Annotated in this window: 19 protein-coding genes; 4 read left to right on the forward strand and 15 right to left on the reverse strand. The window is 67.9% G+C overall.

What is annotated here, in order from left to right; genetic code table 11:
* The first annotated feature begins 8 nt into the window (after positions 1–8).
* Complete coding sequence (locus C5E06_RS11715; RefSeq protein WP_104298556.1) at positions 9–605, forward strand: superoxide dismutase; 597 nt, start codon at positions 9–11, stop codon at positions 603–605.
* A 92-nt stretch (positions 606–697) separates the two neighbouring features.
* Here C5E06_RS11715 and C5E06_RS11720 read toward each other — a convergent pair whose 3' ends face one another.
* Complete coding sequence (locus C5E06_RS11720; protein ID WP_104306953.1) at positions 698–1,960, reverse strand: hypothetical protein; 1,263 nt, start codon at positions 1,958–1,960, stop codon at positions 698–700.
* Positions 1,942–3,072, reverse strand: a complete 1,131-nt coding sequence (gene dapE, locus C5E06_RS11725) for a succinyl-diaminopimelate desuccinylase (RefSeq protein WP_104306954.1) — start codon at positions 3,070–3,072, stop codon at positions 1,942–1,944. Before dapE ends, C5E06_RS11720 begins: the two co-directional genes overlap by 19 nt.
* A gap of 75 nt (positions 3,073–3,147) precedes the next feature.
* Between dapE and dapD the strand changes: the two genes are divergently transcribed.
* On the forward strand, positions 3,148–4,131 hold the full coding sequence (gene dapD / locus C5E06_RS11730; RefSeq protein WP_104306955.1) for a 2,3,4,5-tetrahydropyridine-2,6-dicarboxylate N-succinyltransferase: 984 nt from the start codon (positions 3,148–3,150) through the stop codon (positions 4,129–4,131).
* Positions 4,132–4,322: 191 nt separating this feature from the next.
* Here the strand turns inward: dapD and C5E06_RS11735 are convergent, their stop codons facing one another.
* The 6 genes from C5E06_RS11735 to C5E06_RS11760 form a co-directional block, all read right to left on the reverse strand.
* Positions 4,323–5,657, reverse strand: a complete 1,335-nt coding sequence (locus tag C5E06_RS11735; RefSeq protein WP_104241601.1) for a citrate synthase — start codon at positions 5,655–5,657, stop codon at positions 4,323–4,325.
* 130 nt (positions 5,658–5,787) lie between these two features.
* Entirely contained in the window at positions 5,788–6,918 is a 1,131-nt protein-coding gene (gene dapC, locus C5E06_RS11740) for a succinyldiaminopimelate transaminase (protein WP_104306956.1), read from the reverse strand.
* Positions 6,915–7,241 carry a ferredoxin gene (gene fdxA, locus C5E06_RS19625; protein ID WP_104241603.1) on the reverse strand — a complete coding sequence of 109 codons (327 nt, stop codon included), beginning with the start codon at positions 7,239–7,241 and terminating at the stop codon, positions 6,915–6,917. The genes dapC and fdxA overlap by 4 nt, the downstream gene beginning before the upstream one ends.
* 14 nt (positions 7,242–7,255) lie before the next feature.
* Positions 7,256–7,708: a hypothetical protein gene (locus tag C5E06_RS11750; RefSeq protein WP_104306957.1), complete on the reverse strand. Its 453-nt coding sequence runs from the start codon at positions 7,706–7,708 to the stop codon at positions 7,256–7,258.
* A gap of 45 nt (positions 7,709–7,753) precedes the next feature.
* Entirely contained in the window at positions 7,754–9,670 is a 1,917-nt protein-coding gene (gene typA, locus C5E06_RS11755) for a translational GTPase TypA (protein WP_104241605.1), read from the reverse strand.
* 107 nt (positions 9,671–9,777) lie between these two features.
* The gene (locus tag C5E06_RS11760) at positions 9,778–11,571 is read right to left on the reverse strand and encodes an ABC transporter ATP-binding protein (protein WP_104306958.1); all 1,794 of its coding nucleotides are present in this window, start codon (positions 11,569–11,571) and stop codon (positions 9,778–9,780) included.
* An 80-nt stretch (positions 11,572–11,651) separates the two neighbouring features.
* Here C5E06_RS11760 and C5E06_RS11765 point away from each other — a divergent pair, with 80 nt between their 5' ends.
* Entirely contained in the window at positions 11,652–12,257 is a 606-nt protein-coding gene (locus C5E06_RS11765; RefSeq protein ID WP_146081377.1) for a hypothetical protein, read from the forward strand.
* A 44-nt stretch (positions 12,258–12,301) separates the two neighbouring features.
* On the opposite strand, the gene C5E06_RS11770 is transcribed toward C5E06_RS11765, so the two are convergent.
* From C5E06_RS11770 to C5E06_RS11780, 3 genes are all read right to left on the reverse strand, one after another.
* Entirely contained in the window at positions 12,302–13,441 is a 1,140-nt protein-coding gene (locus tag C5E06_RS11770) for an ABC transporter permease (RefSeq protein WP_104306960.1), read from the reverse strand.
* A 14-nt stretch (positions 13,442–13,455) separates the two neighbouring features.
* Positions 13,456–15,030, reverse strand: a complete 1,575-nt coding sequence (locus tag C5E06_RS11775; RefSeq protein ID WP_104241609.1) for an ABC transporter permease — start codon at positions 15,028–15,030, stop codon at positions 13,456–13,458.
* Positions 15,031–15,183: 153 nt separating this feature from the next.
* Positions 15,184–17,052, reverse strand: a complete 1,869-nt coding sequence (locus C5E06_RS11780) for an ABC transporter family substrate-binding protein (RefSeq protein ID WP_104241610.1) — start codon at positions 17,050–17,052, stop codon at positions 15,184–15,186.
* Positions 17,053–17,241: 189 nt separating this feature from the next.
* Between C5E06_RS11780 and C5E06_RS11785 the strand changes: the two genes are divergently transcribed.
* Positions 17,242–18,048, forward strand: coding sequence for a CPBP family intramembrane glutamic endopeptidase (locus tag C5E06_RS11785; protein ID WP_104306961.1), 807 nt, complete (start codon positions 17,242–17,244; stop codon positions 18,046–18,048).
* A 61-nt stretch (positions 18,049–18,109) separates the two neighbouring features.
* Here C5E06_RS11785 and C5E06_RS11790 read toward each other — a convergent pair whose 3' ends face one another.
* From C5E06_RS11790 to C5E06_RS11805, 4 genes are all read right to left on the reverse strand, one after another.
* Complete coding sequence (locus tag C5E06_RS11790; RefSeq protein WP_146081378.1) at positions 18,110–18,796, reverse strand: hypothetical protein; 687 nt, start codon at positions 18,794–18,796, stop codon at positions 18,110–18,112.
* Between the two features lie 5 nt (positions 18,797–18,801).
* Positions 18,802–20,940, reverse strand: coding sequence for a 4-alpha-glucanotransferase (malQ, locus tag C5E06_RS11795; protein WP_104306963.1), 2,139 nt, complete (start codon positions 20,938–20,940; stop codon positions 18,802–18,804).
* A complete protein-coding gene (locus C5E06_RS11800; protein ID WP_104306964.1) occupies positions 20,937–21,362 on the reverse strand; it encodes a Rieske (2Fe-2S) protein in 426 nt (141 codons plus the stop codon). Before C5E06_RS11800 ends, malQ begins: the two co-directional genes overlap by 4 nt.
* A gap of 80 nt (positions 21,363–21,442) precedes the next feature.
* Positions 21,443–22,843: an MFS transporter gene (locus tag C5E06_RS11805; RefSeq protein WP_104306965.1), complete on the reverse strand. Its 1,401-nt coding sequence runs from the start codon at positions 22,841–22,843 to the stop codon at positions 21,443–21,445.
* Positions 22,844–22,880 lie beyond the last annotated feature (37 nt).

Below are 22,880 nucleotides of genomic sequence, written 5' to 3' on the forward strand. Positions count from 1 at the left end.
GACCTCACGTGGCTGAATACACGCTTCCCGACCTCCCCTACGACTACGCGGCACTCGAGCCCCACATCTCGGCACGCATCATGGAGCTGCATCACGACAAGCACCACGCGACCTACGTGAAGGGCGCCAACACGGCACTCGAGCAGATCGCCGAGGCGCGCGACAGCGGCAACCTCGCGAACATCAACAAGCTCGAGAAGGATCTCGCCTTCAACCTGGGCGGACACGTCAACCACAGCGTCTTCTGGACCAACCTCTCGCCGGAAGGCGGGGAGCCCGCTGGTGGCATCAAGGATGCGATCGACGAGCAGTTCGGCGGTCTCGAGAAGTTCCAGGCGCAGTTCACCGCCGTGGCGCTCGGCGTGCAGGGCTCCGGCTGGGCCGTGCTCGGCTACGACCAGACGGGTGGCAACCTCACCACGTTCCAGCTCTTCGACCAGCAGGGCAACATCCCGTTCGGGGTCACCCCGCTGCTGCAGCTCGATGTGTGGGAGCACGCCTACTACCTCGACTACCAGAACGTTCGGGCCGACTACATCAAGGCCTTCTGGAACATCGTGAACTGGGAGAACGTGGGCCAGCGCCTCGACGCGGCACGCGGCTGACGCGACTGACGCGACCCCAGCGCTCAGCACAGACGGCGATCGCCGCATCCGGTGATGGATGCGGCGATCGCTGCGTGTGGGGGCCGGACCGACTACGCGGGGGTCCAGTCGCCCTCCACGGTGTACCAGCAGACGTAGAGCCAGAGGAGCTGCCCGACGAGCATGAGCACGACGACGCTCACCCGGTAGAGCGGCGACTTGGGGATCGCGACGGCGCCGAGGATCGGGAACATCGGCATGAGCAGCCGGAACGTGCTCGACTGGGGGAAGAACACGGCGAAGAGGTACGTGAAGTAGCTGAAGAGCCAGATGCGGATCTCGATGCCGAGCCTGCGCATGATCGGAAGCGCGATGGCGCCGACCACGACGATGACGAAGAGCACCACGATGATCGCCCCGATCGGCTGGCCGAACCAGAACGTCGAGCCGTGGAACCACCCCGTGAACGGCTCCAGCTCGATGGGCCCCGTGTAGTGGATGCGCCAGGCGAGCTCCGTGTCGATGTACGCGGATGGGACTCCGGTCACGGCCCAGGCGATGAGTAGCCAGCCGAAGCCCGCGACCGCAGAGAGCAGCCCGGCGGCCATGACCTTGATGACCTCAGGGCGTGGGAACGCCTCGCGACCCTTGGCGTGCATCCACCAGCGTGCCAGGAAGTAGAGCCCCAGCGTCATGGCCCACGCGAGCCCAGTCGGGCGTGTGAACGAGGCGAGCACGATGACGGGAAGCATGACCAGCCACTGGCGCTTGATGAGCAGGTACAGCAGCAGCGCGACGAAGAAGCTCTGCGCGCTCTCCGCATAGCCGAGCTGGAGCAGGGGGCTCGTCGGAGCGATGCAGAAGAGCAGCGTCGCGAACGCGGTGGTGCTCTTGTCGACCACAAGCGCGAGGGTCCGGTTGAAGACCCAGGCCGCCGCGAACCCGAACGCCGTCGCGACGAGCACGGACGCCACTTCCCACGGCAGCGTCGTCGCCACCATGAGCCCACGGACCAGGACCGGGTAGAGCGGCATGAAGGCCCACGCGTTCTCGGTGACCTGCCCCTCGTCGTTTCGGGGCAGCTCGCTCGAGTAGCCGAACGGCCCACCGGTTCCGATGCGCTCGAACCAGGCCGAGTCCCACAGGTTCGAGAAGGTCCACAGGTCGGGGTTCGCCGGCGACTGCCAGGTCTCCTGCTGCTGGGATGCGAAGGCCAGCAGGAAGACGGTCGTCACGACCCGCGTTCCGAAGAAGATGATGGCGACCTGCGCCAGGGCCGGGAGGCGGCTCCAGTAGTACGAGAAGTACGTCGGCCTGGTGTCCGCGGCGATCGTGAACTCCTCGCGGCCCGTCCTCGCTAGCGTGAGGTCAGCCATGTCCGCAGCCCCTCCTCGACTCGCGTGATCTCGGAGAGCAGCACACGTTCGTCGTCGGCGTGCGCCTTGAGCGGGTCGCCAGGGCCGTAGTTCACCGCTGGGATGCCGAGCGCCGAGAACCTGGCCACGTCCGTCCACCCGTACTTGGGCTTCGCCTCGGCACCGACCGCCTCGAGGAATCCGCGCGCCAGAGGGGCGTCGAGTCCCGGCCTGGCTGCGGGAGAGCGGTCGACGAAGTCGAGCTCGAAGTCACCGAACCACGCTCTCAGCTTCGCCTCGGCTTCATCGAGCGTCTTGTCCGGGGCGAAGCGGTAGTTGACGTGCACGACGCACTCGTCGGGGATCACGTTGCCGGCGACCCCGCCAGAGATGCGGACGGCATTGAGCCCTTCCCGATACTCGAGGCCCTCGACGGGCACCGTCGCAGGCTCGAATGCCGCGAGCCGCTCGAGGATGGGCGCCGCCTTGTGGATGGCGTTCTCCCCCACCCACGCGCGTGCCGAGTGGGCGCGCTTCCCTCTGGTCCGGATGTCGACGCGGATGGTGCCGTTGCAGCCGCCCTCGACCTCGCCCTTCGTGGGTTCGCCCAGGATCGCGAAGTCGGCGGCCAGGAGCTCCGGCCGAGCATCCGCGAGCAGCCCCAGCCCGTTCAGCTCGGACGCGACCTCCTCGTTGTCGTACCAGATCCAGGTCACGTCGACGGCGGGCTCCACGAGCTCGGCTGCGAGCCTCAGCTGCACGGCGACGCCGGCCTTCATGTCGACCGTGCCACGCCCCCAGAGGTACTCCCCAGACGGCGTATCCGGCACATCTGCCGCGGCCTGCTCGGGCGAGAGGACCTCGAGCCGCGTCGGGAGGTTCTCGTTGATCGGCACGGTGTCGATGTGCCCCGCGATCGCGACCCGCTGAGCGCGCCCGAGCGAGGTGCGCGCCACGATGGTGTTGCCGAGCCGCTGCACCTCGAGATGCGCGAACGGCGCCAGCGCGGCCTCGATGGCGTCGGCGATCGTCGCCTCGTCTCCGGAGACAGAGGGAATGTCACACAGCAGGCGCGTGAGCTCGGTGGAGGGTCGCGTCAGGTCGAGGGCGTCGCCACTCGCGAAGGAAGACATGGGTTCAAGCCTAAGTGCTCGGCAAGAGCACAGCGCGGTGCCCGCGCGGGCCCTTCCCTGGGTAGCCTGGAGCGCATGACCAACGATGCACCCACCTCCCACGACCAGCGGACAGCTTGGGGCGACGGCCTCGCCACGATGACGAACGACGGACAGGTGCTCGATGCCTGGTTCCCGACCCCCGCGCTCGGCCCGCTGCCAGAGGGCCGCGACCCGCACATCTCTCCCGCCAGCTTCGCGGCGCTCTCCTACGACGACGAGCGTCGCCAGGTGCAGGTCAGCCCGGTCACCGTGACGGTGCGGCTCGATGAGCCCGTCGAGAGCGTCGTCGACGCCTACCTCCGCCTGCACCTCCTGAGCCACCTCATCGTCGAGCCGAACAGCATCAACCTCGATGGCATCTTCGGCCACCTGCCGACCAACGCCTGGACCAACGTCGGCCCCATGCGACCCGACCTCGCCGCCTCGTCGCGCGCGATCCTCCAGCGCGAGGGCATCCAGGTCTACGCGATCGACAAGTTCCCACGCCTCCTCGACTACGTGATGCCGGCGGACGTGCGCATCGCCGACGGCGGACGGGTCCGTCTCGGCGCGCACCTGGCACCAGGCACGGTTGTCATGCACGAGGGCTTCGTGAATTTCAACGCCGGCACCCTCGGCCGCTCGATGGTGGAAGGGCGCGTCTCGCAGGGCGTGATCCTCGGAGCAGGCAGCGACATCGGCGGCGGGGCATCCATCATGGGCACGCTCTCCGGCGGCGGCAAGGAGCGCATCCGCATCGGCGAGCGCGCCCTGCTCGGCGCGAACTCCGGGATCGGCATCTCGCTGGGCGACGACTCGATCGTCGAGGCCGGCCTCTACGTGACCGCCGGAACCAAGGTCTCGCTCATCGGCCAGAGCGACCCCGATGGCCAGATCGGCGAGCCGCAGTCGGTCAAGGCGTCGGCGCTCTCCGGTGTGCCGAACCTGCTGTTCCGACGGAACTCGGTCAATGGCGCGGTCGAGGCCCTGGCGCGGACCGGGGCTGGCATCCAGCTCAACGACGCCCTGCACGCCTGACCCGAATGCCTTCGGACTGACCCTGTGGTCAGCAGCCCGGAGACAGAACAACACTCCCCGCTGGCCACCTGTCGTGCGGCTCGAGCGGGGAGTGTCTTGTTCGATCAGCGTAGAACGCGTGCCGTCGCAGCGGAACCCCTCACAGGGGATTCCAGGCTGCGGCGGCACGCGTCACCTGCGCGGGTCTGACGTCAGAGCAGCTGGAAGCCGCGGTTCTCCGGGTAGTGGCGCTCGGCCTCACCCGTGTAGAGCTGCTGCGGGCGCCCGATCTTGGTCTTGGCATCCGCGTTCGCCTCACGCCAGTGCGCGAGCCAGCCGGGGAGGCGCCCAATGGCGAACAGCACCGTGAACATGCGCGTCGGGAAGCCCATCGCCTTGTAGATGAGGCCCGTGTAGAAGTCGACGTTCGGATACAGGCTTCGCTCTTTGAAGTAGTCGTCGTTCAAGGCGACCTGCTCGAGCTGCGTCGCGAGCTCCAGAAGCGGGTCGTTGACGCCGAGCGCGGCGAGCACCTCGTCCGCAGACTCCTTGACGAGCTTCGCACGGGGGTCGTAGCTCTTGTACACCCGGTGCCCGAAGCCCATGAGGCGCACGCCGTCTTCCTTGTTCTTGACTCGCTCGACGAAGCGGTCGACGCCCTCGCCGGATTCCTGGATCTGCGCGAGCATCTTGAGGACGGCCTCGTTGGCGCCACCGTGCAGCGGGCCATTGAGGGCGCTGATGCCAGCGGAGATCGAGGAGTACATGTTCGCCTCGGTCGAGCCGACGAGACGCACGGTCGAGGTCGACGCGTTCTGCTCGTGGTCGGCGTGCAGGATGAGGAGGCGCTCGAGCGCCTTCGAGAGCACGGGGTTGACCTCGTAGGGCTCCGCGAGGTTGCCGAAGTTGAGCTTGAGGAAGTTGTCGACGAAGTCGAGCGAGTTGTCCGGGTACAGGAACGCCTGGCCGATGCTCTTCTTGTGCGCGTAGGCGGCGATGACCGGGATCTTCGCGAGGAGGCGGATGGTCGACTGCTCGACCATCTCGGGGTTGTGGACGTCGAGGGAATCCTCGTAGTACGTCGAGAGCGCGTTGACGGCGCTCGACAGCACGGACATCGGGTGCGCGTGCGGCGGCAGTGCCGTGAAGAAGCGCTTGAGGTCCTCGTGGAGGAGCGTGTGGTGGCGGATGCGGTCGGTGAAGTTCTCGTACTCCGACTCGGTCGGCAGCTGGCCGTAGAGCAGCAGGTACGCGACCTCGAGGAAGCTCGACTTGGAGGCGAGCTCCTCGATCGGATACCCGCGGTAGCGGAGGATGCCGTTGGCACCATCGATGTACGTGATCGCCGACTTGGTCGACGAGGTGTTGACGAAGCCCTGGTCGAGCGTGGTGTACCCGGTCTGCTTCATGAACGTCGAGATGTCGACCGCGTCAGCGCCCTCGGTGGCGCGCAGAACCGGGAACTCAGCAGTCCTGTCGCCGATCCTGAAGGTGGCTGAGTCCGCCTCATTCCGGTGGGCCTCAGCCTGCTTGTGCTGTTCAGTCACAGATCCTCCTCGAGCGGGTGGGGGATGCTCCCCGGCGAGCACGCAGAACGCGCAGTGTTCTCATAGCCTAATCGGTCGACCAGGTGACTATGCGAATCCACAATGAAACTCGCGATGTGCTGTTCGATACCTACTGAGCTTGCGCGGAATGGTCAGGACTGGCCGCGATGAGGCGCCGCGCGGCCTCGTCGACGTGCGCATCCGTGGCCGTCAGGGAGACTCGGACGTGCCGTCCGCCGGCCTCGCCGTAGAAGACCCCGGGACCCGCGATGATGCCGAGCTCTGCGAGCTCCTCGATCGTTGCCCAGGAGTCGTCGCCCTTGGTGCCCCACAGGTAGAGTCCCGCCTCGCTGTGCTCGATGCGCAGCCCCCACGCTTGGAGCGCGGGAAGGAGCACCTCTCGGCGACGGAGGTAGCGGTTGTACTGCTCGACGGCATGCTCGTCGTCGCCGAGCGCAGCCACGACGGCCGCCTGCACCGGGGCCGGGACGATGAGCCCCGCGTGCTTGCGTGCCGTGAGCAGGCGCGAGATGAGCTGCGGGTCACCCGCGACGTAGGCCGCCCGGTAGCCCGCCAGATTCGACCGCTTCGAGAGGGACGAGCACGCGAGGATGTTGCTGAGATCTCCACCCGTGACCCGCTCGTCGAGGATGCTCGGGATGCGCTCCCCCGACCAGTCCCCCCAGCCGAGTTCCGCGTAGCACTCGTCGTTGATGATGACGGCGCCCAGCTCGCGAGCACGGGCGACGGCTGCCGCGAGTTCCTCGACGCCGAGCACTCGGCCGTCGGGGTTGCCTGGGCTGTTGAGCCAGATGAGCCTCGTCGATTCCGGCCAGGCTGCGGGGTCGTCGCCCGCGAAGCCCTGGGCTCCGGCGAAGACCGCGCCGATCTCGTACGTCGGGTAGGCCCGGGCAGGGTAGACGACCGTGTCGCCCTCGCCGAGTCGCAGGAAGAAGGCCGTCGTCGCGACGAACTCCTTCGAGCCGACCGTGAGCATCGCGTTCGAGCGCAGCAGGCCGCTCACGCCACGGCACCGCGCGAACCAGGCGACGACGGCGTCCCTGGCTTCCGGTGTGCCGATCGTGGTCGGGTAGGAGTGCGCGTCTGCGTGCTCCCGCAGCGCCGCGCGGACCACCTCAGGCGTCGGGTCGACGGGAGAGCCGATCGAGAGGTCGAGGGCACCATCCGGGTGCGCGTTCGCCTGGTCGATGTAGGGCGCCAGCTGGTCCCAGGGGTAGTCGGGCAGCTCGCCGAGCGTCACGCGCCCTCTCCCTGCGGTTCGAGCGCCGCGATGACCGGGTGGTCGTGGTGGATGACGCCGACCTTCGCCGCTCCCCCTGGCGAGCCGATCTCGGAGAAGAAGTCGACGTTCGCGGTGTAGTACTCGCTCCACTCCTCGGGCAGGTCGTCCTCGTAGTAGATGGCCTCGACGGGGCAGACGGGTTCGCAGGCACCGCAGTCGACGCATTCGTCGGGGTGGATGTAGAGCATCCGATCGCCCTCGTAGATGCAGTCGACGGGGCACTCATCGATGCAGGCCCGGTCCTTCACGTCGACACAGGGAAGGGCGATGACGTAGGTCACTGAGGTGACTCCTCCTAGCTCGGTTGCGATCTCTCATCGTACTCGCCGCCGCCGGTCGCCGTTCGCGATCGGCGGCTCGGCAGGGCCGGCCAGAACGCGCAGCCCGCCGCGACGAGGGACGCAAGGGCGAGCCAGGCGAGGCCGACCACGTCGCCGACCACGACGACGCTCGAGCCCGGATTCCAGACGCCCAGGCCGACGACCGCGACGATGACCCCGACAGCGAACCCGGTGCTCATCCACCGGTCGACGAGGTACAGGCGCAGGCCGATGCCGAGGCACAGGATGCAGGCGAGGCCGAGCACGATGCCCACCCAGAGCGTCGTCTCGAAGAGCTCGACGCGGCCACGGTGGAGGAACGTGGTCACGGTGCCGACGATGAGGCCGAAAAGCGCGTAGAGCAGCGCCCCGAGGATGCGTTCCCCGGTTCGCTGCTCTGCGGCAGGCTGTTCGATGACTTCCGTCATACGACCTTACTGTTCACGTGTTGCCGTGCGAGGGCGCACGCGCAACTACTGCTTCTTGGCGCGCGAGGTGGCACGCGCACGCGCGTTGCCGTCGAGGAGCAGCTTGCGGATGCGGATCTTCTCGGGCGTGACCTCGACGCACTCGTCCTCGCGGGCGAACTCGAGGCACTCCTCGAGCGTGAGCTGGCGAGAAGGCGTCATCGACTCGAACGTGTCCGCGTTGGCGGAACGCATGTTCGTGAGCTTCTTCTCCTTGGTCACGTTGACGTCCATGTCGTCGGCGCGCGAGTTCTCGCCGATGACCATGCCCTCGTAGACCTCTTCGGTCGGCTGCACGAAGAACGACATGCGCTCCTGCAGTGCCTGCATCGCGAACGGCGTCGCGACTCCCGCGCGGTCGGCGACGATCGAACCCGAGATACGGGTCGTGATCTGGCCGGCCCACGGCTCGTAGCCGTGCGAGATGGCGTTCGCGATACCGGTTCCACGCGTGCTCGTCATGAACTCGCTGCGGAAGCCGATGAGGCCTCGCGACGGGATGATGAACTCCATGCGGACCCAGCCCGTGCCGTGGTTCGACATCGACTCCATGCGGCCCTTGCGCGCGGCGAGGAGCTGCGTGATGGCGCCGAGGTGCTCCTCCGGCGAGTCGATCGTGAGGTGCTCGAACGGCTCGTGGGTCTTGCCGTCGACGATCTTCGTGACCACCTGCGGCTTGCCGGCGGTGAGCTCGAAGCCCTCGCGGCGCATGTTCTCGATGAGGACGGAGAGCGCGAGCTCGCCACGGCCCTGGACTTCCCAGGCGTCCGGGCGTCCGATGTCGAGGACGCGGATCGAGACGTTGCCGATGAGCTCGCGGTCGAGGCGGTCCTTGACCATGCGCGAGGTGAGCTTGTGGCCCTTGACCTTGCCCATGATGGGCGAGGTGTTCGTGCCGATCGTCATCGAGATGGCGGGCTCGTCGACCGTGATGCCGGGAAGCGGACGGATGTCCTCCGGGTCGGCGATCGTCTCGCCGATCATGATCTCGGGGATGCCGGCGACGGCGACGATGTCACCGGGGCCAGCGGAGTCGGTGGGGACGCGGTCGAGCGCCTTCGTCTCGAGCAGCTCCGTGATGCGCACGTTGTGCACCGAGCCGTCGTTCTTCACCCAGGCCACGTTCTGGCCCTTCTTGAGCGTGCCGTTGAAGACGCGCAGCAGAGCGAGACGACCGAGGAACGGCGAGCTGTCCAGGTTCGTCACGTGCGCCTGCAGCGGCGCCTCCGGGTCGAAGGCCGGCGGCTGGATGTGCTTGAGGATCGTCTCGAAGAGCGGCTCGAGGTCGTCGTTGTCCGGCAGCTCGCCGTCGGCGGGCTGGTTGTGCGAAGCGGCACCAGCACGGCCCGAGGCGTAGAGGACGGGCAGGTCGAGGAGCGCGTCGATGTCGAGATCGGGCGCCTCATCGGCCATGTCGGAGGCGAGACCGAGGAGCAGGTCCTGGCTCTCGGCGACGACCTCGTCGATGCGCGCGTCCGGACGGTCGGTCTTGTTGACGCACAGGATGACCGGGAGGTTCGCGGCGAGCGCCTTGCGGAGCACGAAGCGGGTCTGCGGGAGGGGCCCCTCGGAGGCGTCGACGAGGAGGACGACACCGTCGACCATGGACAGGCCGCGCTCGACCTCGCCACCGAAGTCGGCGTGGCCAGGGGTGTCGATCACGTTGATCGTGATCGGGCCATCCGTGGCGTGCTTCCCCTTGTAGGAGATCGCCGTGTTCTTGGCGAGGATGGTGATGCCCTTTTCACGCTCGAGGTCGTTCGAGTCCATGACTCGGGCTTCGGTCGAGTTGCTGTCGTGCTCGCCAAACGAGCCCGTCTGCTTCAGCATGGCGTCGACGAGGGTCGTCTTGCCGTGGTCGACGTGCGCCACGATGGCGACGTTACGGAGTTCAGAACGGTGGGCGACAGGCACAGCAGTCATTCAAGGGTGCTTTCATTTGAGAAAAGGGCAGTTCATCCTACGTCACGGAGGACACGCCTCCCGACCAGCGTGAGATCGCCCCCACGCTGGCCGAAGTTTCTATCGAGTCACTGGCCGGATTCCCGCTCCTCCGCCTCGGCGCGCAGGATGTCCTCCTGCTGCGCCGAAGGAGCATCCGAGGCCACGATGTCGTCGCCGAGGACCTCGGCCGTGACCGCGCCCTCGGTTGCGCGCTTGAGCGCGGCCCGCTCGGCTCGGCGGATCGCCTGCTCGTCGGGGTCCGGCACCGGCACGGCGGCGACGAGGCGCTGCGTGTACGGGTCCTGCGGAGCACGGAGGATCTGGTCCGTCGGCCCCTGCTCCACGATCTTGCCGTGGTTCATGACGATGACCCGGTTCGCCAGCTGGTCGACGACGGCCAGGTCGTGCGTCACGAACAGCACGGCGAACTGCAGCCGCTGCTGGATCTCGACGAGCAGCTCGAGCACGCGCTTCTGCACCGACACGTCCAGGGCGGAGGTGGGCTCATCGGCGACGAGGAGCTTCGGCTCGAGCGCCAGAGCGCGGGCGATGCCGATGCGCTGACGCTGTCCGCCGGACAGCTCGTTCGGGTAGCGGTTGCGGAACGAGCGGGGAAGCTCGACCTGGTCGAGCAACTCGCCGACTCGCGCCTCGATCTCCGCCTTCGTCAGCTTCTTCTCGAGGATGAGCGGCTCCGCGATCGACTGCCCGACGGGCCACCTCGGGTTGAGCGACGAGCCCGGGTCCTGGAAGACGATGCCGATATCGCGGCGCACCTTCGCGAGGTCGTGCCTCGAGACCCCGTTCAGCTCGACGCCGTTGAGCTTCATCGAGCCGGCCGCGACCGGCAGCAGTCCGACGACCGCGCGAGCGACCGTGGTCTTCCCCGATCCCGACTCTCCGACGACGCTCACGATCTCGCCCGGGTAGATCTCGAAGGTCGCGTCCTCGACGGCCTTGAACGCGGGGACGCGGCCCTGCTTCGGGTACTCGATGTCGGCGTTCTGCACGACGAGCGCCGGCTCGCCCGTGAACTCGCGCGCATCCAGCCCGCTCGCCTCTCCTGTGCCCAGGTGCGGAACCGCGTCGAGCAGCGTCTTGGTGTAGGCGTGCTGCGGGTTCTTGAAGATCTCTCGCACGGTGCCGCGCTCGACGATCTCGCCGCCCTTCATCACGATGACGTTGTCGGCGATGTCGGCGACCACGCCCATGTCGTGCGTGATGATGACGATCGCCGAGTTGAGGCGCTCGTGCAGCGACCGCATGAGCTCGAGGATCTCGGCCTGGATCGTCACGTCGAGGGCCGTCGTCGGCTCATCCGCGATGAGGAGGTCCGGGTCGCAGCTGAGCGACTGCGCGATCATGGCCCGCTGGCGCTGTCCGCCGGAGAGCTGGTGCGGGTACGAGTCGAACGCCTTCGCCGGGTTGGGCATCTCGACGAGACGGAGGAGCTCGAGCGCGCGCTCCTTGGCGGCGTTCGGCGTCATCGTGGGGTTGTGGATGCGCAGCGCCTCGGAGATCTGGAACCCGATCGTCAGCACCGGGTTGAGCGCCGTCATGGGCTCCTGGAAGATCACCGCGATGTCGTTGCCTCGAGCGCGGCGCAGCGTCGACTGCGGCGCCCCGATGAGCTCGGTGCCGTTGAGCTTCGCGCTGCCGGAGGTGCGCCCGTTCTTCGGGAGGAGGTCGAGGAGCGTCATGGACGACACGGACTTGCCGGAACCCGACTCGCCGACGATGGCGAGCACCTCGCCCGGCCGGACCACGTAGTTGATGTCCTTCGCGGCGGTGACCCAGTCGCCGCCGACCCAGAACTCGACGCTCAGATCCTGGACCTCGAGGATCGGCGTCGCGTCGTCTTTGCGTGAAGTCGTGCTCATGAGCGTGCCTCCCGGTGGGCTGCGGTTGCAGCGCGTGCTGTCTGGGGTGTGGGCCGTGCGGCCTCTGCGAGAATGGGCGGGTGTCCGAGCGAACCGTTCTCCGCCCCCGTATGGGTCTTGTCGTCTACGGCGTCATCGCCGCGATGGCGCTCGTCGCCGTCATCTCCGTGATGATCACTCCGGGAGCCGAGCGGCACCTGCTCTCGGTGCTGCCGCTGCCCATCCTGGCCCTCGGCCTCGGATGGATCACCCTGGTGAGCCCGAGCGTCGTCTTCACGGACGATGCGCTCGAGGTGAACAACCCGCTCAAGAAGACGGTCGTGCCCTACGGGCAGATCGAGCTCGTCGAGACGACGCGCGGCTTCACCGTCACGACGCAGGAGGGCAAGGTCAGCGCGTGGGCCGCTCCCCCGCCCGACCGACTCAGCGCTGAGCGCATGGACCCGCGCGATCCGCTCCTGTGGAAGGACCCGCGCCGGCTCACGGACGAGTCCCAGAGCATCCGCACGAGCGCGGCTCCCGGAACCTACTCCGGCGACGCCGCCGTGAACCTCACGCATCGCCGGGCTCAGCAGCAGCGAGACGCTGGAACGCCGATCGGTCCGGTCGTGCGCACCCAGAACGTGCTGAACACGGTGGTGCTCATCACGACGGTGCTCGTGGTCGGCGCGCTCATCGCCATCTAGCCCGGCGAGGACCAGGCGAGGGGCGCGCTCTGCGACGAGGCGCGTCACGCATCCGCCTTGCTCGCGTCACCCGTGCTCGTGTCGCCCTTGGTGGGGCGGCCGTCGCGCGAGGTGAGCGTGCGCCACATGCGCGACCAGGTGCCGTTGCCGGGGATCTTGCGCTGGCGCGGGTCGAACGCGTCGCGCAGTCCGTCGCCGATGAAGTTGATGCACAGCGCGATGGCGACGATGAAGGCACCCGGGAACCAGAACAGCCACGGGCGAGTGGCGAACGCACCCTGGTACTCCTGCACGATCTGGCCGAGCGAGACGTCTGGCGGCTGGATGCCGAAGCCCAGGAACGACAGGTTGGCTTCGAGGATGATCGCCGCGCTCATGAGCAGGGTCGTGGAGACGATGACCACGCCGAGGGCGTTCGGCAGGATGTGGCGGAAGATGATGCGGCGCCCCGATGCACCGGCGACCCGCGCGGCGTCGACGAACTCGCGCTCTCGGAGCGTGAGGAACTCTCCGCGCACGAGGCGGGCGAGCGACATCCAGCCGACGAGACCCAGCACGACGGCGAGCGAGACGGCACCGTAGGCCCGGAGGACCTCGTTCTGGCCGGCGAGCTGGCCGAGGACGGCCGCGAAGACGAGCGTCGGGATGACGAGGAAGAGGTCGGTGACGCGCATGAGCAGGTTGTCGACCCAACCGCGGTAGTAGCCCGCGATGCCGCCGACGATGATGCCGATGACCGCGGCGAGGATGCCGTAGATGAACATGACCGTGAGCGACTGCTGCGTTCCGCGCATGACGCGGGCGAAGATGTCGCGGCCGATCTCGTCCTGACCGAACGGGTGCGAGCCCCAGTCGAACAGGCTCACGAAGGTCGGGTTGCCGCCGTTCTCGATGGGGGCGATGGAGTTCCAGTCGTAGGCCCACCAGCCGGGGACCTGGATCTGCGTGAACTTGCCCTCGGAGAAGTCCCACCACGGCACGACGATGCCGACGGAGGTGAAGACGAGCAGCACGATGACCAGGAGGACGGCGGTCGAGACCATCGCTCCCGTGTGGCGCACGAACCGGCGCCAGACGATCTGGCCCTGGCTCAGGCCGATGGTCTCTCGCTGCTCGATGGTCAGCTCGTCCCCGGGGCCGTGCGGCTGGGGTGAGGTGATCTCAGTGAAGTTCGGAGTCGTCATAGCTCAGCCCTCTCTCAGCTCAGGCGGATTCGCGGGTCGAGGACGGAGTACAGGATGTCGGCGATCAGGTTGAAGATCACCGTGAGGGCGGCGGTCACGAGGACGTAGCCCATGAGCGGGTTGAGGTCGACGTTGCGCAGCGACTCCGAGAAGATCGAGCCCATCGCCCTCCAGCCGAAGATCTGCTCGGTCACGATCGCGCCGGAGATGATGGCTCCGACGTCGGCCGCGACGATCGTGGTGATCGGGATGAGCGAGTTGCGCAGTGCGTGGCGCATGACCACCGTGCGCTCCGGCAGGCCCTTCGCGCGAGCGGTCCGCACGTAGTCCTGGTTCATGATCTCGAGCAGGCTCGACCGGGAGTACCGGCTGTAGCTCGCGATGGAGATGACCATGATCGCGATGGTCGGCAGCAGCAGGTGCGTGAAGCCGTCGAGCATCTGCAGCCAGATGGACGGGTCGGAGCCGAGCTGCGGGCTGGATGCGCCGACCGTCGCGATCGGTCGCCCGCCGGTCTGGTCGTAGTAGCCGGACCAGGTCTGCATGACGCGGTCGATGACGAGCAGCAGCGAGACGACGAAGCCGACGATCGCCGCATTGCCTGCGACGTTGCGCTTGTCGAGGCCGCCGAAGAACTTGCCGGCGAAGTAGGCGATGGCGGTGAAGGCGACGATGAGGACGATCGGGAACCAGGCGCCGATCTCGTTCGTCATCGCGAACTGCAGCGGGTACCAGAGCGCTCCCCCGACGACCGCGACCGCACCGGTGACGATGAGGTTGCGGCGGTGCGAGAGGCCGACGGTCAGCGCCGCGGTGATGAGCACCGTCGCGAGCCCGAGGAAGATGATCAGCACCGTGCCGAGGCCCGGGTTGCGGAACCAATCGAGCAGCTCCATCCCGAACAGGATCGCGATGCTGCCAGCGGTGCCGGCGCCGAACACGATGGCTCGCGTCTTTGCGGGCCCCCCGATGATCGACATGAAGATGAAGCCGATGACCACGCCGATGAGCAGCAGCATCGGTATCGGTATCTGCGGGGCCTGCAGGAAGTCGTTGAAGCCGATGGCCATGTACTGCTTCAGCAGCACGGCGACGAAGAAGATCGGCAGCGAGTACGTGAGGAACGACAGGAACGTCACCGTGTAGTCGTAGCCCGAGTACTGGCGCAGAGCGGTCGTCACGCCGACGGCGACGCCGATCACGACGGCGATGAGCGTCGCGGCGGTGACGAGCTGCAGGGTCTGGCCGACCGCCGAGGCGATGAGCGGTCCAACGTCCTGGCCGACGATGTTGACGCCCATGGAGAAGTTGTTGCCGAGGAAGCCGAACAGTCCGTTCGGGTCATCGAAGGTCGGGATGAAGAACCCGAGGATGCCACCGAGCCAGAGGAAGAAGCGGGCTGGGGCGGGCACATCCAGTTGCAGGAGCTCCACGCGCGCGGCGATGAGCTGCTCCTTGTTGGGAGCCGTGGACTCCAAGATGTCCGCGAGCGGGTCCTTCGAGATCGCGACGAGGTTGTACACGATGAAGAGCGCGCCAAGCAGGATGAAGATCGACACGAAGAGGCGTCGGAGGGTGAATCTCAGCACAGAGGTGTCCTGTTCTGGAGGAGGCATTCGGCCGGGGTGTGGCCGCGAACAGACGAGGCGGGAGTCCCGCAGTCGAGAAGACTACGGTACTCCCGCCGTCGCTTGGTCTGACCGCGCGGCGGTCAGCGCGTCGAGAGCTCGACGCTGGTGTGACTACTCAGCGGCTTCCACGGGTGCCCACTCCCAGGCGTTCCAGAAGTACTGCGGGGAGAGGAATCCGGGCTTGACGTTCGCGACCTGGTCGCTCCAGGCGACCACGCCGGGGAACTGGAAGATCGGCACGGACCAGGACTTGTCCATGATGATCTTCTCGGCGTCGACGAGCTTGCCCTGAGCCTCAGCCGGGTCGAGGGTGACCTCGACGTCCTTGAGGATCTGGTCGAGCTCGGGGTCGCTCCAGCCGTAGTAGTTGTTGATGCCGCCCGTGATGTAGTTCGGGGACGGCTCGCCGACACCGAGACCCTCGGACTGCCATCCGAAGAGGGCTGCGTCGTAGGCGTCGGTCTGCGTCGTGAGCACGGTGGACCAGTCCTCGGCGCTCGCGTCGACGATCGTGAAGCCGGCCTTCTCAGCCGAGGCCTTGATGAGCTGCAGCTCCTGCTGGCGGCGCGGGTTCGACGATGCCGTCATGAAGCGGACGGACGGGTTGGCAACGCCGGCCTGCGCGAGGAGGCCCTTGGCCTCTTCGATGGCCGCGTCGTCGCCCGAGTAGCGGTCGACGCCGCTGGCGGCGACGGAATCCTCGTAGCCGTCGGCTCCGGGGAGGAACACGAGCGAGTCGCGGGTGGTCGCATCCGGTGCGATCGGCGTGATGAGCTTCTCGACGATCTCCTGGCGCGGGATCGTGAGCAGGAAGGCCTCGCGGATCTGCTGGGCCTTGGCCTCGTCGCCGCCGTAGGTTGCGGGGTCGAAGACGCCGCCGTTGGCGACCTGGAGGTCGACGTGCTCGTAGGTGCCCTCGAGCGAGGACTCCCACTCGATGCCCTCGGTGGCCTCGAGCTGCTGCAGGAGGTCGGTCGTCGGCTGGCCGGAGACGATCTGGACTTCACCGTTCTGGAGCGCCTGCACCTGTGCCTGCGGGTCCGGGATGAAGCGGATCGTGATGGTCTCGTAGTGCGGCAGCGGGCCCCACGTGTAGTCCTCGCGGGCCGTGAGCGTCACGTACTGGTTCTCGACGAGATCCGTGATCGTGTACGGGCCGTTGGAGAGCGTCTTCTGCGGCTCCTCGGGCATCGAGGTGTAGTCGTAGCCCGTGCGGTACTCGGACGCGACCTTGCCGAGGAAGGCGGTGTCGTTGTCGTTGACGGCCGTGATGAAGGCATCCTTGGCGGCCTGCGCGTCGTCGTACTCGCCCGGGTAGGCGAGCTGGACGGTGCCGTGTGCCGAGATCGCCGTCGTGTCCGGCGCGAACATGGTCTTCCAGTCGGCGTACGGCTGGTCGTAGACGACCGTGAACGACTTGTTGTCGTCGGCCAGCGTCGGAACTGCCGATGCGAGATCGAGCTGGAGGCCGGGAGCCGGGTCGGTTCCCCAGTAGACGCCAGCGTCTGCGGCCGCGTCGATCGCGTCCTGGTTGGTGACGTTGCCCTCGTCGTCGTACTCGGCCTCTGGGACCTCGCCGGCGGAGCGGTGCGTCGTGTTGGCAGCCCAGGTGAGGAGCAGGTCGGCGCCGTCGAACGGCGTCCCGTCGCTCCAGGTCACCGCGTCGTTGACCGTGTACTTGATGGTGAGCGGGTCGCTCGAGACCTCTTCGACCGTGCCGAACTCAGTGTTCTCCACGAGCTCAGGGGTCGGGTCGTAGTCGATGAAGCCGTCCGACGTGACGTGGACGATGTTGGCGTTCGCCGCGGCGTTGTTGGCCGAGGTGTTGACGTTGAACGCGAAGAACGGATCGTTCCAGGCAACCGTGATGGCGGAGCCACCGACGATCTCCGGATCGCGGTTCGGGGCGGAGCAGCCAGCGAGCACCAACGCGCTTGTGGCGACAATGGCTCCCGTGGCGATAACTCGTGATGTCCTCATAGGACCTCCTTGGGGGAAACATGGGGGTGTGAGCGTCGAAGATCCACGGACTCTGTGAATTCTCGACAAATACCCGTTGAACCTACGCCCCCGCGCGCGCGCCCTCTTGCCAATTCAGAAGATTGTTACGCACACGAAACGGGTCTTGTTCATCTCACACAAGCCCTTCGGCGTTCGTAGACTGCCGACATGTCACATTCGCGCATTGACGTCACGGTCAGTGAAGGCCCCTCACTCCTGGACCGTTCCGCGCGCATCCGCACGCGGTGGGAGATCTGGATCGTCCTCGCGCTGGCGATCCTCCCGTCCAGCCTCTACGCCATCATTTCGCTCGCCGAGCGGGCCACCCGCGACACAGCCATCGCCGACCAGACCACCACGCTGAACGCCTCCCGCGACGCCAGGCCGCTCTTCGACGCGCTCCTGCAGCTCATGAGCGTCGCCACCGACCTCGTCCCCGTGGCGCTCGTTATCTGGCTGCTCTGGACACCCACGGTCTCCGGCTTCCGGAGGCTCGGTCTGGATGCGCGCCAGCCGGTCCGCGACGTGGGCCATGGTCTCCTGCTCGCCGCCTGCATCGGCATCCCCGGCATCCTGTTCTACCTGGCGACGCGGGCCCTCGGCCTCACGCTCTCGGTCGAGGCGAGCGCCCAGGAGATCACCTGGTGGACCGTGATCCTGCTGCTGCTCGCCGCGCTGCGAGCGGCACTGCTCGAGGAGGTCGTCGTCGTCGGCTACCTCGTGACGAGACTGCGTGAACTCGGGTGGGCGACGTGGCAGATCATCGTCGCCTCGTCGCTGCTGCGCGGTTCCTACCACCTGTACCAGGGGCCGGGAATGGCCATCGGGAACGTGGCCATGGGCGCGCTGTTCTCGTGGTGGTTCCTGCGCAGGGGGCGCGTGGGTGGGCTCGTGGTCGCCCACTTCATCCTCGATGCCGTCTCGTTCCTCGGCTATCCCCTGGCGGCGGCACTCCTCCCCCAGCTCTTCACCTGAGCCCGCGGTTGGAGCGATTCGCAGGCATCCCTTGCGTCCCCTCGTCAGAGCGTGAGGGGCGTCACTGCATGAGGTTGACGTAGCGGAACGTCTGCTCGCCGTACTCCCAGACGACGTCGAACTTCTTCTCGGGCACGTCGAAGACGAGGTAGCCGGATTCCGTACCGACCCCGTACTCGCGCTGCTCCACCGACCCGTCCATGCAGTCCTCTGCGATGGAACCGCCGAGACGCGACTCGGAGTTCTGCTCGAGGAGCTGCAGGTCGTTCAACCCGAAGACGGGCCCGTAGCCCCCGCCGTCATGCTCTGCCCCCAACGCGCCGTAGCCTTCGACCTGCAGCTGGATGGCCACGTAGCTCCCCTTCGCCTTCGGCGCGTCCGCAGCGAGGCATTTCACGCCGAAGGAGACCCCCGTCACCGTGAAGCGGCCGACGGGCTCTCCGCTCGCGCCGAGGACGGTCGCCCACTGCCCACGGGTGAAGCGCAGCTCGCCGTCGACCGGCTTGGGGTTCTCGTTCTCGGCCACGCGCGGCGCCGCCACGACCTGCACGTTCACGGGGCTCGAAGTGGCCGTGGGAACCGGCGTCGCCCCCGGGGTGGCGATCACGTCGACCGCCTCAGCCGGGCCGGGAGAGGGCTCGGGCCACGCCGGCGAGCAGGCGGAGAGCAGCAGCAGCAGGATGCCGAGCGCCCCGACCAGGAGGCCGCCCCGACCCCGCCGGGACCGCCAGCGGTCGACGCGCCTCATGGAGATCACTCAGATCTGGCCGAGGAGGCCGCGATCCTCGCCGCCAGCGGCGAGGCGAGCAGCTCCTCGAGCAGCACCAGACGACCACTCGCATCCGTCATCGGGACGCGCCAGTTCGGGTACTCGTCGGCCGTGCCCGGCTGGTTCACGCCGCGGCGGTCACCGGCCAGATCGGAGACCCCGACCCCGAAGAGCTGCGCCGAGGAGGCCGCCAGGTACTCGTGGAGCGCGACGACGAGATCCTCGTTGGAGGGCTCCTCCCCCACCAGACCCGCCGTCCGGAGGCGGTCCACGACCTTCGAGATCGTCTCGGTCTCCTCGGCCCTCGCCTCTTCGACGGAGCCCTCGAGGAGGCCGAGGCGCTCGCGAACGTCAAGATGCTCGAGAGCCAGGAACCCGGCCGTCGGCGGCAGATCATGTGTCGTCACCGTCGCCAGGCAGGCGCGCCGGTAGTCCTCGGCGGCGAGTGGGACACCGTCTTCTTCCCATTCGAACCAGAGCACCGAGGCGCCGAGCATGCCCCGCTCAGCCAGTGCATCCCGAGCCTCGGGCGGCACCGTGCCGAGATCCTCGCCGATCACGACGGCGCCGGCGCGCTCGGCCTCGAGCGCGAGGATGCCAAGCATGGCCTCCGCGTCGGTGCGCACGAAGCAGCCGTCCTTCGCGGTATTCCCCTCCGGGATCCACCAGAGGCGGAAGAAGCCAAGGATGTGGTCGATGCGGACGGCGCCCGCGTTGCGGAAGACGGCGCGGAGCATGTCCCGGTACGGCGCGTAGCCGAGCTCGGCGAGCATGTCGGGGCGCCACGGCGGCTGTGACCAGTTCTGACCGAACTGGTTGTACTGGTCGGCAGGGACCCCGACCGTCACGCCACGGGCCATCGCCGCACCGAACGACCATGCGTCCGCACCACCGGCATGCACGCCGACGGGGAGGTCGTGCACGACTCCCAGCGACATCCCGGCGGCCCTGGCCTCGGACTGCACCCTCCTCGCCTGCACCTCGAGGAGGCACTGGAGCCACACATGGAACTCGGTGTCCTCGGCGTGCGCGATGGCGAACGGGAGCACCTCGGCTCCGTTGGCCGTCGCCAGCTCGCGCGGCCACTCGCGGGAGTCGCGGCCATGGACGCTCGAGATGGCGCAGAAGACGCCGAACCGCTCGAGTGGCTCACCCGAGGCTCGTCGGAAGTCATCGAATTCGTCGTCGACCACGTTCGCCGACCGCCAGGCCTCGAAGAGCGCGCGCAGAGCGGGTTCCTTCAGCGCCCAGGCCTCGTCACGGTCGATCGTGTCGATGCCGTTCCCGACGATGGCCGCGGCTGCGAGCCCCGAGAGGAGCTCGATCGTCGAGGCTGGGAGCGGCGCGCGCTCTGCGACGAAGACGGCAGCCCAGTCGATGTTGAGGATGAGGGGGTCGACGAACTGCCTCGAGGTCGGCAGGTACGGGGACGGCTCGAGCGGTGAGACCGGAGGGTTCGCGTTCAACGGGTTGACGAGCACGAAGTCGGCATCGCGCTCAGCTCCCCAGGCGGTCAGCACCGAGAGATCGCGGAGGTCGCCGATGCCCCAGGACGTCGAGGAGCGCAGCTGGTACAGCTGCGTGAACAGTCCCCAGGAGCGCTGCTCGGGCCATGGCGTGGTCGTCGGCACGACGATGAGCGTGCCCGAGTCCGCCTCTTCCACGGCGGCAGCTCCCTCGCCGACGCTGGCGGCGATCGAGTGCCAGCCCGTCGGCAGGTCGGTCGGCACGGCGAACGTGGCTCGCCCGACGAGCGCGCCGTCGATGCTGCGCGGGTCGACCCAGTTGTCGAGCTGCTCGAGCTGGCGGACGGTGCCATCCTCGAGCCGAACCTCTGCGGTGACGGCGCTGCCGTGCGGCACGTGGATGAAGACGCTCGCGGAACTCCCCGCGCGCACGGTCGTGCAGGCGGGCACCGTGCGCCGCCACGGACGCTCCTCGAAGGCGACGGTCGATGCGGCCACCTCGTCATCGGTGTTCGCCGACAGCCCGAGCGCATCGAGCACCGCCGCCAACGTCTCCGGCGACACCTGCTCCTTCTCGCCCCGCCAGCCCCAGTACTCGACTTCCAGGCCGGCGTTCGACGCGAGGTCGCGGATCGCCTCGATGTTGGTGATGCTCACGAGTATTCGACCTCAGTTTCGGTGACGGTGACGGTGCGCGGGGCGAGGGCCTGGTTGGCTGGTCCGGAGACGGGCTCGCCGGTCCTCGTGTCGTAGTGGCTCGAATGGCATGGACAGATGATGTGCTCAGCGGTGACCTGCGAGACCGGGCAGCCCTGATGCGTGCAGATCGAGCTGAAGGCGAAGAACTCGCCAGCCGCCGGCTGCGTGATGACGGTCTCGGTGGCTGCGACGATGGCCCCACCGCCCACGGGCACCTCGGTGAGCGGGATGGATCCGCTCGCCGCCGCAGCGGAACCGCCAGCGCCTTCGCTGTCTGGCCCTCCGCAGGCAGCGAGCAGCGCCGCCGTCGCGATTCCTCCGCCGACCGCCGCGCTTCCCCGTATGACCCCGCGTCGTGAAGGATCCTGTCGTTCGCTCACGGCTCCAGGCTAGTCGGCGACCGCCTCGGTCGAGCTGCGGCGCGCGCGGTCCGCGCACGGAGCACGGGCTTCGCGCAGCGCTACTCCTCGAGTTCGGTGCCCATGAGCTCGGGAAGGGTGAATGCCGCCGCGGCCGCGAGGAGGAAGGCCGCCGAGAACACGCTGAAGACGAGCACGCCTCCGCCGGCGGCCAGCATGACGGGGACAAGCAGCGGCGCGATGATCGACGCGATCCTGCCGAAGCCGGCCGCCGCCCCCGTTCCGGATGCCCGCAGTCTCGTCGGGTAGAGCTCGGGTCCGATCGCGTACAGGGCACCCCAGGCGCCGAGGTTGAAGAACGACAGGCACATTCCTGCGGCCAGGATGGTGCCTTCCGTGGTCGCGAAGCCGAACCAGAAGGCGGCCCCCGCCGAGCCGAGCAGGAAGATCGCGAGTGTCGCCCTCCTGCCGATCCGCTCGATGAGGAAGGCGGCTACGACGTAGCCAGGCAGCTGCGCGAGCGTGATGATCAACGTGAACTCGAACGACTTCACGAGCGTGAACCCCTGGCCGACCAGCAGGCTCGGGATCCAGATGAACGCGCCGTAGTAGCTGAGGTTGATGCAGAACCACACCGCCCAGAGCGCGGCCGTCCTGCGGCGCAGCGCGGGAGCCCACAGGTCACGCCACCGCGCCGGCCGCGCGCCGGACGCCGCACTCGCGCGCTCAGCGGCCTGCGCGCGGTCCGTGGCCTCGACGGCCGACGCTTCCGGCGCATCCACCCCCGCCGACTCCTCGAACTGCCGAACTGCGCGTTCGGCCTCCCCGTATCTGCCCTTGCTCTCCAGGAAGCGCACCGACTCCGGCAGCCCGAAGCGCACGACGACCGCGTAGATCGCGGGCAGCAGACCCGTCAGCAGCGCCCAGCGCCAGCCGTCGTCGGACAGCGGGATGATGAAGGCGCCGATGAGCGCGGCGCCGATCCAGCCCACGGCCCAGAAGGCCTCGAGCAGCACGACGACTCGACCGCGGATGCGCTTCGGCGCATACTCGCTCACGAGAGTGGACGCGACGGGGAGCTCGGCCCCGAGCCCGAGGCCGACGACGAAGCGGAGCACGATGAGCGCCGCCACCGACGCCGCGAGCGCCGAGGCTCCCGTCGCGAGGCCGTAGATGAGCAGCGTGGCGGCGAAGACCTGACGCCGGCCGAGCTTGTCGGCCAGCAGACCGCCGAGGCTCGCCCCGATCGCCATCCCGACGAAACCGATGGACGCGATGAACGAGAGCGTCGTCGCGTCGAGACTCCACTGCACCGCGAGCGCGGCCATCACGAACGAGATGAGGCTCACGTCCATGGCGTCGAGCGCCCAGCCGATGCCGGAGCCGAAGAGCAGCTTCCGGTGCCTGCCCGTGAACGGGAGCCGGTCGAGGCGCTGGTTGCGCGTGAGGGGTACCTGCGGTGCTGCGGCGGCGGGGCTGTCTGCCGGGCGAGGCTCGGTCATGTGCGTATCCAAGGGTGCGGGAGTGGAGTGGACGCCT

Origin of the sequence: Pseudoclavibacter sp. RFBI5, assembly GCF_002931395.1 — a bacterium.
GTDB lineage: Bacteria > Actinomycetota > Actinomycetes > Actinomycetales > Microbacteriaceae > Pseudoclavibacter.

What these genes read in the sequence shown, in the direction of transcription:
- C5E06_RS11720 (WP_104306953.1), bottom strand. Translation starts at nt 1,960, where the DNA reads ATGGCTGACCTCACGCTAGCGAGGACGGGCCGCGAGGAGTTCACGATC.
- dapE (WP_104306954.1), bottom strand. Translation starts at nt 3,072, where the DNA reads ATGTCTTCCTTCGCGAGTGGCGACGCCCTCGACCTGACGCGACCCTCC.
- dapD (WP_104306955.1), top strand. Translation starts at nt 3,148, where the DNA reads ATGACCAACGATGCACCCACCTCCCACGACCAGCGGACAGCTTGGGGC.
- C5E06_RS11750 (WP_104306957.1), bottom strand. Translation starts at nt 7,708, where the DNA reads ATGACGGAAGTCATCGAACAGCCTGCCGCAGAGCAGCGAACCGGGGAA.
- typA (WP_104241605.1), bottom strand. Translation starts at nt 9,670, where the DNA reads ATGACTGCTGTGCCTGTCGCCCACCGTTCTGAACTCCGTAACGTCGCC.
- C5E06_RS11760 (WP_104306958.1), bottom strand. Translation starts at nt 11,571, where the DNA reads ATGAGCACGACTTCACGCAAAGACGACGCGACGCCGATCCTCGAGGTC.
- C5E06_RS11770 (WP_104306960.1), bottom strand. Translation starts at nt 13,441, where the DNA reads ATGACGACTCCGAACTTCACTGAGATCACCTCACCCCAGCCGCACGGC.
- C5E06_RS11780 (WP_104241610.1), bottom strand. Translation starts at nt 17,052, where the DNA reads ATGAGGACATCACGAGTTATCGCCACGGGAGCCATTGTCGCCACAAGC.
- C5E06_RS11785 (WP_104306961.1), top strand. Translation starts at nt 17,242, where the DNA reads ATGTCACATTCGCGCATTGACGTCACGGTCAGTGAAGGCCCCTCACTC.
- C5E06_RS11790 (WP_146081378.1), bottom strand. Translation starts at nt 18,796, where the DNA reads ATGAGGCGCGTCGACCGCTGGCGGTCCCGGCGGGGTCGGGGCGGCCTC.
- C5E06_RS11805 (WP_104306965.1), bottom strand. Translation starts at nt 22,843, where the DNA reads ATGACCGAGCCTCGCCCGGCAGACAGCCCCGCCGCCGCAGCACCGCAG.